This window comes from Pseudomonas sp. F2, from assembly GCF_057174385.1.
Genome location: NZ_CM169904.1, coordinates 4087870 through 4101985, shown reverse-complemented (window position 1 = coordinate 4101985; position 14116 = coordinate 4087870). Strand labels below are relative to the sequence as shown.

Sequence of the window (14116 nt, the reverse complement as noted above, 5' to 3'; positions counted from 1 at the left end):
TTTGTGGCGAGGGAGCTTGCTCCCGTTGGGGCGCGAAGCGGCCCTTTTTGGGGACTGCTGCGCAGTCCAGCGGGAGCAAGCTCCCTCGCCACAGGGTTGTTCAATATGTTCAGTTAACGGCCATACGTTGCCACAACGCGTAGTACACCCGCCCGGATTTCTGCTCGCGGTGCAGGCGCCAGTTGCCCGGCAGGCCCAACGTCGATGGCGCGGTCTCGCTTTCAGTGTAGATCCACGAATCCGGCGCCAGCCATTGGCGCTCTTCGAGCAAAGTGCAGACCGCTGGCAGCAGGTTCTGGTTGAACGGCGGATCGAGAAATACCAGATCGAACGGCGTGGCCACCTGGGTTTCCAGATAACGCAGCGCGTCGGCGGTCTGCACCTGGCCGTTGGTACAGCGCAGGGTGCCGAGGTGTTCCTTCAGGCTCGACACGGCAACGTGGCTGGCATCCAGCGCTTGACCCATGGCCGCGCCACGCGACAGGGCTTCAAGAAACAGCGCGCCGCTGCCGGCGAACGGATCCAGCACCTTGGCTCCGGCCACATACGGCGCGAGCCAGTTGAACAGGGTTTCGCGCACGCGGTCCGGCGTCGGGCGCAGACCCGGCGCATCGGGGAAGCTCAGTTTGCGGCTGCGCCATTCGCCGCCGATGATGCGCAGCTGGTTCACACCGTTGTGAACGTTCTGCGCAGGTTTTTTAGGGCGAGTAGCCATTAATGCTCCGGAACCCCGAGCGGTTGCTCGGCAGGTTTATCAGATGGGGCCGGTAACGGCTTTTGCGGCACGGTCGGGCCAGCGCTGACGATGACCAGTTTGTCCGTGCTCAGGTGTTTGTTCATCGCGTCTTTGACCTGCTCGACAGTCAGGCTCTGGGACTGACGCATGAAGTCATCCAGATAGCTCAGCGGCAGATTATAGAAGCCCATGGCGCCCAGTTGGCCGACGATATCGGCGTTGCTTGCGGTGGACAGCGGGAAGCTGCCGGCCAGCTCGCGTTTGGCGTCGTCGAGTTCTTTCTGGGTCGGGCCGCTCTTCAGGTAATCGGCGAGCACGTCCTGCACCAGTTTCAGCGTGCCTTCGCTCATTTCCGCGCGGGTCTGCAGGTTGATCATGAACGGGCCGCGAGCCTGCATCGGGCTGAACCCGGAATACACGCCGTAGGTCAGGCCGCGCTTCTCGCGCACTTCGCTCATCAGCCGGGTGCCGAAACCGCCACCACCGAGGATCTGGTTGCCCATCGACAGCGCCGCGTAATCCGGGTCGTCACGGTCGATGCCCAGCTGTGCGAGCAGCAGGTTGGTTTGCTTGGACGGGAACTCGATGTGATTGACGCTGGCTTTCGGTTCCTGCGGCTGGGCGATTTTCGCCAACGCCGGGCCTTTCGGCAGGGCGCCGGAGACCTGATTGGCAATCGCCTCCGCCTCGGCGCGCGACAGGTCACCGACCAGCGCGATCACCACGTTGCCCGCCGCGTAGGCCTTGGCGTGGAACTCACGCAGTTGCGCCAGAGTGATCTTCGGCACGCTCTGCGGGTTGCCGTCGCTGGAATGCGCGTAAGGGTGGTCGCCGTACAAGCGCTTCATCAGCTCAAGGCTGGCGAGTTTGCCGGGGTTCTGTTTCTGGTATTCGAAACCGGCGAGCATCTGATTCTTGATGCGCGCGAAGGAGTCGGTCGGGAACGTGGGTTTGCCCACTACTTCGGAGAACAGCTTGAGCGCTGGCTCGCGCTTGTCGGCGGCACTCAGACTGCGCAGCGACGCCAGCGCCATGTCCTTGTAGGCACCGTTGCCGAAATCCGCGCCAAGGCTTTCGAAGCCTTGGGCGATGGCGCCGACGTCCTTGCCCGCCACACCTTCGTTGAGCATGGCATTGGTCAGGACTGCCAGGCCCGGCGCATTGCCGTCCTGGCTGCTGCCAGCGGCGAAGATCAGGCGCATGTCGAACATCGGCAGCTCATGGGCTTCGACGAACAGCACCTTGGCGCCTTCGGTGGTGTTCCAGGTTTGCACGTCGAGCTTGCGGCTGGCCGGGGCCTTGCCGTCGAGTTCGGCCAGCGATTGCAGCTTCTGGCTGGTCTTGGCGTTATCCAGCGCTTCGCTGGCGTCGGTTTTAACTCCGGGCATCAGATAGAACGCGGCAGAGCCGATCACGGCAATAGCGATCAAACCGAGCAGCAGGCGTGGGGATTTGCGCTCACTCATGAGTCGTCTCCAGTGGCAGGACATGGGCGACGCTGAGACGTTCGCGGGTGAAATACAGCTTGGCGGCGTTCTGGATGTCTTGCGGGGTCACGCTTTCCAGATCGGCGAGTTCGGTGTCCATCAACTTCCACGACAGACCGACCGTTTCCAGTTGACCGATCGCGGTGGCCTGGCTGGTGATCGAATCACGTTCGAACACCAGGCCGGCGATGACCTGTGCCCGCACGCGCTCGAGTTCTTCGGCGGACGGTGCGGTGGTTTTCAGTTGTTCCAGCAGTTTCCACAGACCGGCTTCAGCTTGCGCCATGGTCTTGTTCTTCTGGGTGTTCGGCGTTGCCGACAGGGTGAACAGGCTGTCGCCACGGGTGTAGGCGTCGTAGCTCGACGAACCGCCGGAAACCAGCTCTTCGCCGCGCTCCAGTTGCGTCGGGATGCGCCCGCTGTAGCCGCCGTCGAGCAGCGCCGAGATCAGGCGCAGGGCGTTGACCGAGCGCTTGTCTTCAGCGGTGGCGATGCTGGGCACGTTGAAGCCGAGCATCAGGCTGGGCAGTTGGGTCTGCACATGCAGGGTGATCTGGCGCTCACCCGGCTCGGCCAGTTCCAGCGGTTTCTTTGCTGGCGGCACGTCGCGCCTGGCAATCGGTCCGAAATAACGCTGGGCGAGGGTTTTCACTTCATCGGGGGTGACGTCGCCGACCACCACCAGCGTGGCATTGTTCGGCACATACCAGGATTGATACCAGTGACGCAGCTCCTCAACCTTCATCCGGTCAAGGTCCGCCATCCAGCCAATGGTCGGCGTGTGGTAGCCGCTGGCCGGGTAGGCCATCGCCTTGTAGCGCTCGTAGGCCTTGGACATCGGCTTGTCGTCGGTGCGCAGGCGGCGCTCTTCCTTGATGACTTCGATTTCCTTGGCGAACTCGTCGGCCGGCAGGCGCAGATTGGCCATGCGGTCGGCTTCCAGTTCAAACGCTACGCCCAGACGGTCGCGGGCCAGCACCTGGTAATAGGCGGTGAAGTCGTCACTGGTGAAGGCGTTTTCTTCGGCGCCCAGGTCGCGCAGGATCAGCGATGCTTCGCCGGGGCCGACTTTCTCGCTGCCCTTGAACATCATGTGCTCGAGCGCGTGGGACAGACCGGTCTGGCCCGGGGTTTCGTAGCTGGAGCCGACCTTGTACCAGACCTGCGACACCACGACTGGCGCGCGATGGTCTTCGCGCACGACGACCTTCAGGCCGTTGTCGAGGGTGAATTCGTGGGTCGGTTGCGGGTCGGCCGCCAGGGCCGAAAGGGGCAGGCAGACTGTGCTGAGCAGCAGGCCTGCAGCGCGGCGGGCTAGAGCATTCATTCGTTTTTTAACCTGTTGGGCTGCCCGCTTGGTCTTAGCGTCGGCGGGCGAGAGGGTGCTAGGATACTGATCCGTTTTACCGGCGACCACGCCTATCAGGTTTTCACGCCTGATGCGGTTGTATAGGTTGGCGGCAGAAAGCTGCGGTTTATCGACTAGACTTCGCTTTTTCGCCGATTTTGCCGGTTGAGTCCTTCGTTAATACGAATCTTTGGGGTGCCGCTGGCGCCTCGACAAAATGTTGCGCGTGAACAAGCTGGATGAAACACAGTCTGTTCTGCATCGAATATTTATTTGCCGGGGCGCCCTTATGGCGCGTCGCTACCGTGAGATAGCCGTCCTCCATGTTTGGTTCCAACGACGACAAGAAGACCCCAGCTGCGGCTGGCGAGAAGAAAAGCCTGTTCGGATGGCTGCGTAAGAAACCGCAGGAACCCGTCGTCGAACAGCCGCCCGTGATTCCTGAACCGGCTTCGACGCCAGCGCCTGCCATAGAAGAAGAGTCGGCGCCGATCGTGCTGCCGATTGCCGAGCCGGTGCTGCAACCGGTTGAGCCAGAGCCGCAACCTGAAACCCCGGCGGCGGCCGAGTTGCCCCTGACCCCGGCGGCCGAGCCGTGGCTGACCTTGCCGGTGGCGGAAGAGCCGGTGGCGTTGGTCGAAGAGGCCGCGCCGCATGTGACGCCGCCGATTCCGGCGCCCGCCGCGTTCGTCCCTGAAGTCGCTCCGGCGCCAGTGGTTGAGCCGGTTGTCGAGCCGGCACCGGTTGTTCCCGAACCCGTGGCCCCGGTGGTCGTCGCCCCTGTTGCGCCGGTCGTTCAGCAGCCTGCACCTGCACCGGTCGTCGCTGCTCCGGTGGTGCCGGTAGACGTGGTTGCTGAAACGCCAGTGGAAGCCCCGCGCAGCGAAGAAACCAAAGTCGGCTTTTTCGCCCGCCTCAAGCAAGGCCTGTCGAAAACCAGCGCCAGCATCGGCGAGGGCATGGCCAGCCTGTTTCTCGGCCGTAAAACCATTGATGACGATTTGCTCGATGAGCTGGAAACCCGTCTGCTGACCGCCGACGTCGGTGTCGAAGCCACCACGCAGATCATCCAGCGCTTGACCCAGAAGGTCGCCCGCAAAGAACTGGCCGACGCCGACGCGCTGTACAAGTCGCTGCAGGCCGAGCTGGCGGCGATGCTGAAACCGGTCGAACAGCCGCTGAAAATCGCGTCGCAGACCAAGCCGTTCGTGATTCTGGTGGTGGGCGTCAACGGCGCCGGCAAGACCACCACCATCGGCAAGCTGGCGAAGAAGCTGCAGCTGGAAGGCAAGAAAGTCATGCTCGCCGCCGGTGATACCTTCCGCGCCGCTGCCGTTGAGCAGTTGCAGGTCTGGGGCGAGCGCAACAAGATCCCGGTGATCGCCCAGCACACCGGTGCTGACTCCGCGTCGGTGATCTTCGACGCCGTGCAGGCCGCCAAGGCCCGTGGCATTGACGTGCTGATCGCCGACACCGCCGGTCGTCTGCACACCAAAGACAACCTGATGGAAGAGTTGAAGAAAGTTCGCCGGGTGATCGGCAAGCTCGACGCCGACGCGCCGCACGAAGTGTTGCTGGTGCTCGACGCTGGCACCGGTCAGAACGCCATCAACCAGGCCAAGCAATTCAACCAGACCGTCGAACTGACCGGCCTGGCGCTGACCAAGCTCGACGGCACCGCCAAGGGCGGGGTGATTTTCGCCCTGGCCAAGCAGTTTGGCCTGCCAATCCGCTACATCGGTGTCGGTGAAGGCATTGACGATCTGCGTACCTTTGAAGCCGAACCCTTTGTCCAGGCGCTGTTTGCCGAGCGGGAGCGTTCATGATTCGTTTCGAACAGGTCGGTAAACGCTACCCGAACGGTCACGTCGGCTTGCATGAGCTGAGCTTTCGAGTCCGTCGTGGCGAGTTTCTGTTTGTCACCGGTCACTCCGGTGCCGGTAAATCCACACTGTTGCGCCTGCTGCTGGCGATGGAGCGTCCGACCAGCGGCAAACTGCTGCTGGCCGGGCAAGACCTGAGCACCATCAGCAATGCGCAGATTCCGTTCCTGCGCCGGCAGATCGGCGTGGTGTTCCAGAATCACCAGTTGCTGTTCGATCGCACGGTGTTCAACAACGTCGCGCTGCCGCTGCAGATTCTCGGGCTGTCCAAGGCCGAGATCGCCAAGCGCGTCGATTCGGCGCTGGAGCGCGTGGCGCTGTCGGATAAAACCGATCTGTACCCCGGCGACCTGTCCACTGGTCAGCAACAGCGCGTCGGCATTGCCCGCGCCATCGTTCACCGTCCGGCGCTGCTGCTGGCGGACGAACCGACCGGTAACCTCGACCCGCGTCTGGCGGCCGAGATCATGGGCGTGTTCGAAGATATCAACCGACTGGGCACCAGCGTGCTGATCGCCAGTCACGACCTGGCCCTGATTGCGCGCATGCGGCACCGCATGCTGACCCTGCAGCGCGGCCGCTTGATTGGCGACGGGGAGGCCGGCGTATGAGTGCGACACGCAGTCCGAAGGTTTCCGAGCGCGTGGCCCCGAAGGCCGCCGACCCGCAACCGCCGAAGAAGAAAAAACACGACGATGACGACGGCCCGGACTTTTCCACGCTGTTGCGCTCGTGGATCGAAAGTCACCGTGCCAGCCTGCTCGACAGCCTGCGTCGCCTTGGCAAGCAGCCGATCGGCAGCTTCTTCACCTGCATGGTGATGGCCGTGGCGCTGAGCTTGCCGATGGGGCTGTCGCTGCTGATCAATAACGTCGAGCGTCTCGGCGGTTCGTGGCAGCGGGCGGCGCAGATTTCGCTGTATCTGCAACTGGATGCCACGCCCGCGCAGGGCGAATCGTTGCGCGAGCAGATCAAAGGCATGCCCGGCGTTGCTGATGCCGAATATGTCGGCCGTGACCAGGCGCTGGAAGAGTTTCAACAGCAGTCCGGTCTGGGCGAAGCCCTGCGCGAGTTGCCGGAGAACCCGCTGCCGGGCGTGGTGCTGGTGACCCCGAACGAGGTCGACAAGCCGACCCTGGAAGCATTAAGACAAAAACTTTCCGAGCTGCCCAAGGTACAACAGGCGCAACTTGATCTAGTCTGGGTCGAGCGTCTGGCTGCGATCCTCAAGCTCGGTGATCGTTTTGTCTTCGGTCTGACGGTGCTTCTGGTTTCTGCATTACTTTTGGTGATAGGCAATACCATTCGTCTTCATATTGAAAACCGCCGCACAGAGATAGAAGTGATTAAACTCGTCGGCGGCACTGACAGCTATGTGCGTCGTCCCTTCCTCTATATGGGCGCGTTGTATGGCTTCGGTGCAGGTGTTCTGTCCTGGGGTGTGCTGGCGTTCGGCCTGAACTGGCTGAACGACGCGGTGGTTGGACTGGCCGGCTTGTACGGCAGTGATTTCGCGCTGGCCGGAGTGCCAGTTGCCGACGGTCTGTCGCTCTTGCTTGGCGCGGTGCTGTTGGGTTATATCGGTGCATGGATTGCAGTCGCACGTCATCTCAGGGAGCTGGCGCCGAAGTAGAATCTTTTTTGCGCGTGATTGACCTTGCGGTTTTTTTGGGAACTTGTACTTGAATTCCCGGTCAATTTTTCGCAGTGCCGAGAGGCACGAGTATGTAAGTGGGAGGTTTTTTCGCATGACCAATTCTTTGCAACCTGCGTACGCGTTGGTTCCGGGTGCGAACCTGGAAGCCTATGTGCACACCGTCAACAGCATTCCATTGCTGACGCCGGAGCAGGAGCGTGAACTGGCCGAGAGTCTCTACTATGAGCAGGATCTTGGGGCGGCTCGGCAGATGGTGCTCGCCCACCTGCGATTTGTCGTACACATCGCCCGCAGCTATTCCGGCTACGGTCTGGCTCAGGCTGACCTGATCCAGGAAGGCAACGTCGGCCTGATGAAGGCTGTTAAACGCTTCAACCCGGAAATGGGTGTGCGTCTGGTGTCGTTCGCCGTGCACTGGATCAAGGCGGAAATTCACGAGTTCATCCTGCGCAATTGGCGCATTGTGAAAGTCGCGACCACCAAGGCCCAGCGCAAGTTGTTCTTCAACCTGCGCAGCCAGAAGAAACGTCTGGCGTGGCTGAACAACGAGGAAGTCCACCGTGTGGCGGAAAGCCTCGGCGTCGAACCGCGTGAAGTGCGCGAGATGGAAAGTCGCCTGACCGGCCATGACATGGCCTTCGACCCGGCTGCAGAAGCTGACGACGACAGTGCTTTCCAGTCGCCGGCCAACTACCTGGAAGACCACCGGTACGACCCGGCGCGTCAACTGGAAGATGCCGACTGGAGCGACAACTCCAACCACAACCTGCACGAAGCGCTGGAAGTGCTGGACGAACGTAGCCGCGACATTCTCTACCAGCGCTGGCTGGCAGAGGAGAAAGCCACGCTGCACGACCTGGCGCAGAAGTACAACGTATCGGCCGAGCGGATCCGTCAGCTCGAGAAGAGCGCGATGAACAAGCTCAAGTTGTCGATCGCCGCGTAACCGGCGCTCAGGCAAACAAAAACGCCCCGATCAGCGATGATCGGGGCGTTTTTTTATGCGCATATGTCAGGGCGGCATTAATCCCTGTGGGAGCTGGCTTGCCAGCGATGGCGTCGGGTCAGTCATGTAGATGGTGGCTGAACTACCGCTATCGCGGGCAAGCCCGCTCCCACAGGGATTTTCAGTGTCTATAAGAACAGTGAGGGCTATCGCGCCCAAGGCGCCCGGCGCGAATCATCCAGCCCCAGCAAATAACTGGTCCCGCCCAACTGGCTCATCTGCTGCCGAATCCACCCGGCCCGGCGCGATACATAAGCCGTCGGATGGCTCGCACTCCACACTCGCGGGTTGGGCAGTACTGCTGCCAGATAACTTGCCTGCTGACGCGACAGTGACTTGGCGCTCACGCCGAAGTGATGGCGTGCCGCCGCTTCGGCACCAAACACTCCGTCATCCCACTCGACGCTGTTGAGATAAACCTCAAGAATCCGCTGTTTGGGCCAGAACACTTCGATCAATGCGGTAAACCAGGCCTCCAGGCCTTTGCGCAGATAGCTGCGCCCCGACCACAGGAACAGGTTCTTCGACACTTGCTGGCTCAGGGTGCTGGCGCCGCGAATCGAACCGCCCAATTCGTTGTGGGCCAATGCGGCCTGGATCGCGCCGAAGTCAAAGCCCCAGTGCTCGGGAAACTTCTGGTCTTCGCCGGCCATGACCGCGACCTTGAGATCGTCGGAGATCTCGTCCCACGGTTTCCAGGTGCGCTGCAGGTCAATCGGCTCGCCGTCGACCCAGGATTCAACCTTGCGCTCGACCATCAGCGCTGTGCCTGGCGGCGGCACGAAGCGAAACAGCAACACCAGCAATACACTGCCGCCCGCGAACCAGAGCAGGGCCTTCGTGAGACGACGCAAAAGTGAACGCAGCATAGAGATGGCTTGGCCGAACCGATGGAGCGGGCCATTATACAGACCCTGCCGAACGAGTCTGACTGGAGTTCCACATGCTGCGTGGCTTTCTGATGCTGGCCGCTTTCTTTGGTTTCACCGGTGTGGGCCTTGGCGCCTTCGCCGCCCATGGCCTGAAAAACCGCCTGACCCCCGAGTATCTGGCGATTTTCCACACTGGTGTGACCTATCAGCTGGTGCACGCTTTGGCGTTGTTTGGTGTTGCACTGTTGGCCTCGCAGATTCAGGGGCGTCTCGTCGCTTGGGCGGGGGCATCGTTCGCCGTCGGCATCCTGCTGTTCTCCGGCAGCCTGTATGTGCTGACCACCACAGGTATCAGCAAGCTCGGCATCATCACCCCGTTCGGCGGGCTGGCGTTTCTGGTCGGCTGGCTGTGCCTTGGGCTTGCCGCCTGGCGCCTGCAGTAAACCGCTTGACGCTTGGTGCTGACCTTTAGGTCATGATCGGGCTAGAATGCCACCCCCTAAAAATGATGGCGGCCTGGCGCATGCGCATTCAGTTGAACGGCGAATCCCTTGAACTGCCCGACGGTGAAACCGTTGCGGCCCTGATTGCCCGTATGGACCTGACCGGTCGCCGGGTGGCAGTCGAACTCAATCTGGATATCGTCCCGCGCAGTCAGCATGCCGACACCGTTCTCAATGACGGCGACCATGTTGAAGTGGTGCACGCCATCGGCGGCGGCTAGTCGCCCGGCCCGCAAGGGCACAGAATTCTGCAAGACCCTCACCCCTAAAGAGGATTCCCCATGAGCATCGTTCGTAGCGACAAGCCTTTCGTCCTGGCCGGTCGTACTTACCAGTCGCGTTTGCTGGTCGGTACCGGCAAGTACCGTGACATGGAAGAAACCCGCCAGGCCATCGAAGCCTCGGGTGCCGAGATCGTCACCTTCGCTGTGCGCCGTACCAACCTGGGCCAGATCGAAGGCGAGCCGAACCTGCTCGACGTGCTGTCGCCGGATCGCTACACCTTCCTGCCGAACACCGCCGGTTGCTACGACGCTATCGAAGCCGTGCGCACCTGCCGCCTGGCCCGTGAGCTGCTCGACGGCCACAACCTGGTGAAGCTGGAAGTGCTGGCCGATCAGAAAACCCTGTTCCCCAACGTGATCGAAACCCTCAAGGCCGCGGAAACGCTGGTCAAGGAGGGCTTCGACGTGATGGTGTACACCAGTGATGACCCGATCATCGCCCGGCAACTGGCGGAAATCGGCTGCATCGCGGTCATGCCGCTGGCCGGTCTGATCGGTTCCGGTCTGGGGATCTGCAACCCGTACAACCTGCAGATCATCCTCGAAGAAGCGAAAATTCCGGTACTGGTGGATGCCGGTGTCGGTACCGCTTCCGACGCCACCATCGCCATGGAACTGGGCTGTGACGCGGTGCTGATGAACTCGGCCATCGCCCATGCCCAGCAACCGGTGATGATGGCCCAAGCCATGCAACACGCGATCGTCGCGGGCCGTCTGGCCTACCTCGCCGGCCGCATGCCGAAAAAACTCTATGCCAGCGCCTCTTCGCCGCTGGATGGTCTGATCAAGTAAGAGCCATTGATGACTGAATCGAACGACACGCCTCTCCAGACGGAAGAGGGCGACGAGCGCCAACACCGCCGCATCAAGAGCTTCGTGATGCGCGCGGGGCGCATGACCGAAGGCCAGCAACGTGGTCTGGACCAGGGCGCGCCGCTGTACGTGCTGCCGCTGGCCGACGCGCCGGTGGATTACGATCAGGTGTTCGGCCGTTCGGCGCCGCGCTCGCTGGAGATCGGTTTCGGCATGGGCCATTCGTTGCTGGAAATGGCCGCAGCGGCACCGGATCAGGACTTCATCGGTGTGGAAGTGCACCGTCCGGGTGTTGGCGCGCTGCTCAATGGCGTGCTGACTCAGGGCCTGACCAACCTGCGGGTCTACGATTGCGACGCGATCGAAGTGCTCAACCGCTGCATTGCCGACAACAGCCTCGATCGACTGATGCTGTTCTTCCCGGATCCATGGCACAAGAGCCGTCACCATAAGCGTCGCATCGTTCAGGCGTCCTTCGCCGAACTGGTGCGCAGTAAGCTGAAGGTTGGCGGCATCCTGCACATGGCCACCGACTGGGAGCCGTACGCCGAGTACATGCTGGAAGTGATGAACGTCGCCCCGGGCTACCGCAACCTCGCCGAAGACGGCAAATGCGTACCGCGCCCGGCCGAGCGCCCGATCACCAAGTTCGAACGCCGCGGCGAACGTCTGGGGCATGGCGTGTGGGATCTGAAGTTCGAGAAAATCGCTTAAGCAACACGCAATAAAAACTGTGGGAGCGAGCCTGCTCGCGAAAGCGGTCTGATATTCAACGATGAGGTTGAATGTTAAGACGTCTTCGCGAGCAGGCTCGCTCCCACATTTGTTTTAGGTTCACGGTGCAAGCGGTGTAGGAGCTGCGGCACGCTGCGATCTTTTGATCTTGATTTGAAGATCAAAAGATCGCAGCGTGCCGCAGCTCCTACAGTTGTTTTGGGGGTACTGAAAGATCAGCGGCGGTCGGCGACTACGCCTATCAACACCAGCACCACCAACAACACCGGCGCCAGGCTGTAGTTGTTGAACTGGCTCAGACCCTTGACCACCCACGGTGTGGCGTAGATCAGTGCGGCGCCGCTGCCGATCACGCACAGCAGGGCCATCAGTGGTACGCGCAGGGCGCCGGCGATGCTGCCCAGGCGTTGTTCGACCCAGCCTTTGAAGTCGGCGCCGAACAGCACCAGCAGGCAGCCCACCAGCGCCAGGGCGATTTCCGAGAGGTTGCTGCGGCTCCAGCGGGATACGGTGGCGAGCAGGTCGAGTATCAAATCCATGCGTTTTCCCTTTGGACTGAAGTCAGTTCAGAAATTGTTGCAGCAAGTCGTTGAGGAACAACTGTCCGCGCTCGGTGGCCGCCAGACGTGACGGTTCGACCTGCAACAGGCCACTTTGTTCTGCCGCGGCCCGGCCTTCTGCGAGGCTTTCCAGCGGCAGGCCGGTACGCTCCGGATACAGGCGCGATTCGACGCCCGAGGTCAGGCGCAAAGCGTTCATCAGAAATTCGAACGGCATCTCGTCGTTGGTCAGCGCTTTTTCGCCAGCCTGGAAGCTCTTGGCCGGGTTGAGATAGTCCTTCGGCAAACGCGTCTTCCAGGTGCGCACAATGCGCCCGTCCGGATGGCTGAGCTTGCCGTGGGCGCCGGCGCCGATGCCGATGAAGTCGCCGAAACTCCAGTAATTGAGGTTATGCCGCGCCGGACGCCCGGGCTGGGCATAGGCCGAGACCTCGTACTGCGCGTAACCGTGTGCGGCCAGCAGCGCTTGCCCGGCCTCCTGAATGTCCCACAGCGTGTCGTCTTCCGGCAGCACCGGCGGCTGGTTCCAGAACACCGTGTTCGGCTCCAGTGTCAGCTGATACCAGGAGATGTGCGTCGGTTTCAGTTCGATGGCCTGGCGCAGGTCGCTCAAGGCATCGTCCAGCGACTGATCGGGCAGGCCGTGCATCAGGTCGAGGTTGAAGTTGTCGAACCCGGCCTGGCGTGCCATGCCCGCCGCGCGCACCGCTTCGTCGCCGTTGTGGATACGGCCGAGGGCCTCTAGTTTCTGCTGCTGGAAGCTCTGGATGCCGATCGACAGGCGATTGATCCCCAGCTTGCGATACGCGACGAACTTCTCTTGCTCGAAGGTGCCGGGGTTGGCTTCCAGGGTGATCTCGATGTCGGGCGCAAACGGGATGCGCTGCTCGACGCCTTTGAGCAACCGTCCGAGGGCTTCGGCGCTGAACAGGCTCGGCGTGCCACCCCCGAAGAAGATCGAACTGATTTCACGGCCATACACCGCGTGCAGGTCCTGATCGAGGTCAGCCAGCAACGCGTCGACGTATTCCTCTTCCGGCAGCACCGGGCTGGCGGTGTGCGAGTTGAAGTCGCAATACGGGCATTTGCGCACACACCACGGAATGTGGATGTACAGCGCCAGAGGCGGCAGCGTCGGCAGCGGCGCCCGAGGCGAGGAGGCGGCGCCGCCGATGATCAGCGACGACGCGGGGTGGCTGTCGGTCATTTCAGGCCCAGACGCTGGCGCAGCAGATCCATTGCACGGGCGCGGTGGCTGATCTGGTTCTTGTCGGCCGGGCTCAGTTCGGCGCTGGACACGTCACGTTCCGGCACCCAGAACAGCGGGTCGTAGCCAAAACCGTGCTCGCCGCTGGCGGCGGTCAGGATGCGTCCGTGCCACAGGCCTTCGCAGAGGATCGGCAGCGGATCATCGGCATGCCGCACCAGTGCCAGCACGCAGACGAACTGCGCACCGCGCTCGGCTTGTGGCACGTCTTTAAGCGCGTCGAGCAGTTTGGCGTTGTTCGCTGCATCGCCTTTGCCATCGGCATAACGCGCCGAGTAGATGCCTGGCGCGCCGCCGAGGAAATCCACCGCCAGACCCGAGTCATCTGCCAGTGCCGGCAGCCCGGAGATGCGCGCGGCATTGCGCGCCTTGAGGATCGCGTTCTCGACGAACGACAGGCCGGTTTCTTCCGGTTCGACCTTGCTCCATTCGCCGATCGAGCGCAGTTGCACCGAGTCGCCGAGCATGGCCTGGAGTTCCTTGAGTTTGCCGGCGTTATGGCTGGCCAGTACGAGTTGCGTGAGGTTCATCATTCGCCGGGAAAGAGTTCTTGGTTGAAGTTGATGGTGTTGATCTTGTCGCCGTTCTGCACCTTGATTTCAAAGGTGCGGGTTTCCTGCTGCTCCACCGGGTACTGCGCGATGTAGTAGATCGCGCCCTGTTCGGTGACCTGGCGGAAGTTCAGGGTCACGGTCTGGCTGGTCAGGTCTTTGATCGTGCCAGTGACGTTGGCGATCAGCGGTTTGCCGTCCTTGATCACCGAGACGTTGATCACGCCCTGGTTCTTGCTGCGGATCAGCTCGGATGCCTTGGCGATGTCGGGTGTCAGGAAGGTCGAGTTGAAGGTGTTGTAGTGCACGGTAATGTCACCGAACACTTCCTTGCGTTCGCCCTTGATGGCATCGGCGGCCACCGCCGAAAGGCTCAGGCAGGCGGCCAATAGCACAGTAATCAAGCGACCCATG

At 61.8% G+C, this 14116-nt stretch carries 16 protein-coding genes; 8 read left to right on the top strand and 8 right to left on the bottom strand.

Annotation, left to right across the window (positions count from 1 at the left end):
* Positions 1-109 precede the first annotated feature (109 nt).
* The 3 genes from rsmD to AC193Q_RS18485 are packed head-to-tail and all read right to left on the bottom strand — an operon-like array spanning position 110 to position 3550.
* Positions 110-715 (bottom strand): 16S rRNA (guanine(966)-N(2))-methyltransferase RsmD, encoded by a 606-nt coding sequence (gene rsmD / locus AC193Q_RS18495; RefSeq protein WP_041063575.1) that lies wholly within the window; start codon positions 713-715, stop codon positions 110-112.
* Entirely contained in the window at positions 715-2202 is a 1488-nt protein-coding gene (locus tag AC193Q_RS18490; RefSeq protein ID WP_483878664.1) for a M16 family metallopeptidase, read from the bottom strand. Before AC193Q_RS18490 ends, rsmD begins: the two co-directional genes overlap by 1 nt.
* Positions 2195-3550 carry a M16 family metallopeptidase gene (locus tag AC193Q_RS18485; RefSeq protein ID WP_047297152.1) on the bottom strand — a complete coding sequence of 452 codons (1356 nt, stop codon included), beginning with the start codon at positions 3548-3550 and terminating at the stop codon, positions 2195-2197. The genes AC193Q_RS18490 and AC193Q_RS18485 overlap by 8 nt, the downstream gene beginning before the upstream one ends.
* 344 nt (positions 3551-3894) lie before the next feature.
* On the opposite strand from AC193Q_RS18485, the gene ftsY reads away from it, so the two are divergent.
* The 4 genes from ftsY (at position 3895) to rpoH (ending at position 8057) form a co-directional block, all read left to right on the top strand.
* Complete coding sequence (gene ftsY, locus AC193Q_RS18480; RefSeq protein ID WP_095668097.1) at positions 3895-5397, top strand: signal recognition particle-docking protein FtsY; 1503 nt, start codon at positions 3895-3897, stop codon at positions 5395-5397.
* A complete protein-coding gene (gene ftsE, locus AC193Q_RS18475) occupies positions 5394-6065 on the top strand; it encodes a cell division ATP-binding protein FtsE (protein ID WP_003229148.1) in 672 nt (223 codons plus the stop codon). Before ftsY ends, ftsE begins: the two co-directional genes overlap by 4 nt.
* Entirely contained in the window at positions 6062-7087 is a 1026-nt protein-coding gene (gene ftsX / locus AC193Q_RS18470) for a permease-like cell division protein FtsX (RefSeq protein WP_007964135.1), read from the top strand. The genes ftsE and ftsX overlap by 4 nt, the downstream gene beginning before the upstream one ends.
* Before the next feature lie 115 nt (positions 7088-7202).
* Positions 7203-8057, top strand: a complete 855-nt coding sequence (gene rpoH, locus AC193Q_RS18465; RefSeq protein WP_003229146.1) for an RNA polymerase sigma factor RpoH — start codon at positions 7203-7205, stop codon at positions 8055-8057.
* 206 nt (positions 8058-8263) lie between these two features.
* Here the strand turns inward: rpoH and mtgA are convergent, their stop codons facing one another.
* On the bottom strand, positions 8264-8986 hold the full coding sequence (mtgA, locus tag AC193Q_RS18460; protein WP_047297150.1) for a monofunctional biosynthetic peptidoglycan transglycosylase: 723 nt from the start codon (positions 8984-8986) through the stop codon (positions 8264-8266).
* A 74-nt stretch (positions 8987-9060) separates the two neighbouring features.
* On the opposite strand from mtgA, the gene AC193Q_RS18455 reads away from it, so the two are divergent.
* The 4 genes from AC193Q_RS18455 to trmB all read left to right on the top strand — a co-directional run bounded on the left by AC193Q_RS18455 (position 9061) and on the right by trmB (position 11303).
* The gene (locus tag AC193Q_RS18455; protein ID WP_047297149.1) at positions 9061-9432 is read left to right on the top strand and encodes a DUF423 domain-containing protein; all 372 of its coding nucleotides are present in this window, start codon (positions 9061-9063) and stop codon (positions 9430-9432) included.
* 80 nt (positions 9433-9512) lie between these two features.
* Positions 9513-9713 carry a sulfur carrier protein ThiS gene (thiS, locus tag AC193Q_RS18450; protein ID WP_161794890.1) on the top strand — a complete coding sequence of 67 codons (201 nt, stop codon included), beginning with the start codon at positions 9513-9515 and terminating at the stop codon, positions 9711-9713.
* 60 nt (positions 9714-9773) lie between these two features.
* Positions 9774-10568, top strand: coding sequence for a thiazole synthase (locus AC193Q_RS18445; RefSeq protein WP_047297148.1), 795 nt, complete (start codon positions 9774-9776; stop codon positions 10566-10568).
* Between the two features lie 9 nt (positions 10569-10577).
* The gene (gene trmB / locus AC193Q_RS18440) at positions 10578-11303 is read left to right on the top strand and encodes a tRNA (guanosine(46)-N7)-methyltransferase TrmB (RefSeq protein ID WP_098966076.1); all 726 of its coding nucleotides are present in this window, start codon (positions 10578-10580) and stop codon (positions 11301-11303) included.
* A 236-nt stretch (positions 11304-11539) separates the two neighbouring features.
* On the opposite strand, the gene AC193Q_RS18435 is transcribed toward trmB, so the two are convergent.
* Genes AC193Q_RS18435 through AC193Q_RS18420 form a run of 4 tightly spaced genes read right to left on the bottom strand, consistent with a single transcriptional unit; the run spans position 11540 to position 14115 of the window.
* Positions 11540-11863: a DUF3392 domain-containing protein gene (locus AC193Q_RS18435; RefSeq protein ID WP_003229134.1), complete on the bottom strand. Its 324-nt coding sequence runs from the start codon at positions 11861-11863 to the stop codon at positions 11540-11542.
* 22 nt (positions 11864-11885) lie between these two features.
* Complete coding sequence (gene hemW / locus AC193Q_RS18430) at positions 11886-13091, bottom strand: radical SAM family heme chaperone HemW (RefSeq protein ID WP_483878663.1); 1206 nt, start codon at positions 13089-13091, stop codon at positions 11886-11888.
* Entirely contained in the window at positions 13088-13684 is a 597-nt protein-coding gene (rdgB, locus tag AC193Q_RS18425) for an RdgB/HAM1 family non-canonical purine NTP pyrophosphatase (RefSeq protein ID WP_041063545.1), read from the bottom strand. Before rdgB ends, hemW begins: the two co-directional genes overlap by 4 nt.
* A complete protein-coding gene (locus tag AC193Q_RS18420; protein WP_483878662.1) occupies positions 13681-14115 on the bottom strand; it encodes a DUF4426 domain-containing protein in 435 nt (144 codons plus the stop codon). Before AC193Q_RS18420 ends, rdgB begins: the two co-directional genes overlap by 4 nt.
* Between the last annotated feature and the right edge of the window lies 1 nt (position 14116).

Bases quoted from the DNA above. Each gene is read 5' to 3' on its own strand.
- rsmD (WP_041063575.1), bottom strand. From the start codon at position 715: ATGGCTACTCGCCCTAAAAAACCTGCGCAGAACGTTCACAACGGTGTG.
- AC193Q_RS18490 (WP_483878664.1), bottom strand. From the start codon at position 2,202: ATGAGTGAGCGCAAATCCCCACGCCTGCTGCTCGGTTTGATCGCTATT.
- AC193Q_RS18485 (WP_047297152.1), bottom strand. From the start codon at position 3,550: ATGAATGCTCTAGCCCGCCGCGCTGCAGGCCTGCTGCTCAGCACAGTC.
- ftsY (WP_095668097.1), top strand. From the start codon at position 3,895: ATGTTTGGTTCCAACGACGACAAGAAGACCCCAGCTGCGGCTGGCGAG.
- ftsE (WP_003229148.1), top strand. From the start codon at position 5,394: ATGATTCGTTTCGAACAGGTCGGTAAACGCTACCCGAACGGTCACGTC.
- ftsX (WP_007964135.1), top strand. From the start codon at position 6,062: ATGAGTGCGACACGCAGTCCGAAGGTTTCCGAGCGCGTGGCCCCGAAG.
- rpoH (WP_003229146.1), top strand. From the start codon at position 7,203: ATGACCAATTCTTTGCAACCTGCGTACGCGTTGGTTCCGGGTGCGAAC.
- mtgA (WP_047297150.1), bottom strand. From the start codon at position 8,986: ATGCTGCGTTCACTTTTGCGTCGTCTCACGAAGGCCCTGCTCTGGTTC.
- AC193Q_RS18455 (WP_047297149.1), top strand. From the start codon at position 9,061: ATGCTGCGTGGCTTTCTGATGCTGGCCGCTTTCTTTGGTTTCACCGGT.
- thiS (WP_161794890.1), top strand. From the start codon at position 9,513: ATGCGCATTCAGTTGAACGGCGAATCCCTTGAACTGCCCGACGGTGAA.
- AC193Q_RS18445 (WP_047297148.1), top strand. From the start codon at position 9,774: ATGAGCATCGTTCGTAGCGACAAGCCTTTCGTCCTGGCCGGTCGTACT.
- trmB (WP_098966076.1), top strand. From the start codon at position 10,578: ATGACTGAATCGAACGACACGCCTCTCCAGACGGAAGAGGGCGACGAG.
- AC193Q_RS18435 (WP_003229134.1), bottom strand. From the start codon at position 11,863: ATGGATTTGATACTCGACCTGCTCGCCACCGTATCCCGCTGGAGCCGC.
- hemW (WP_483878663.1), bottom strand. From the start codon at position 13,091: ATGACCGACAGCCACCCCGCGTCGTCGCTGATCATCGGCGGCGCCGCC.
- rdgB (WP_041063545.1), bottom strand. From the start codon at position 13,684: ATGATGAACCTCACGCAACTCGTACTGGCCAGCCATAACGCCGGCAAA.
- AC193Q_RS18420 (WP_483878662.1), bottom strand. From the start codon at position 14,115: ATGGGTCGCTTGATTACTGTGCTATTGGCCGCCTGCCTGAGCCTTTCG.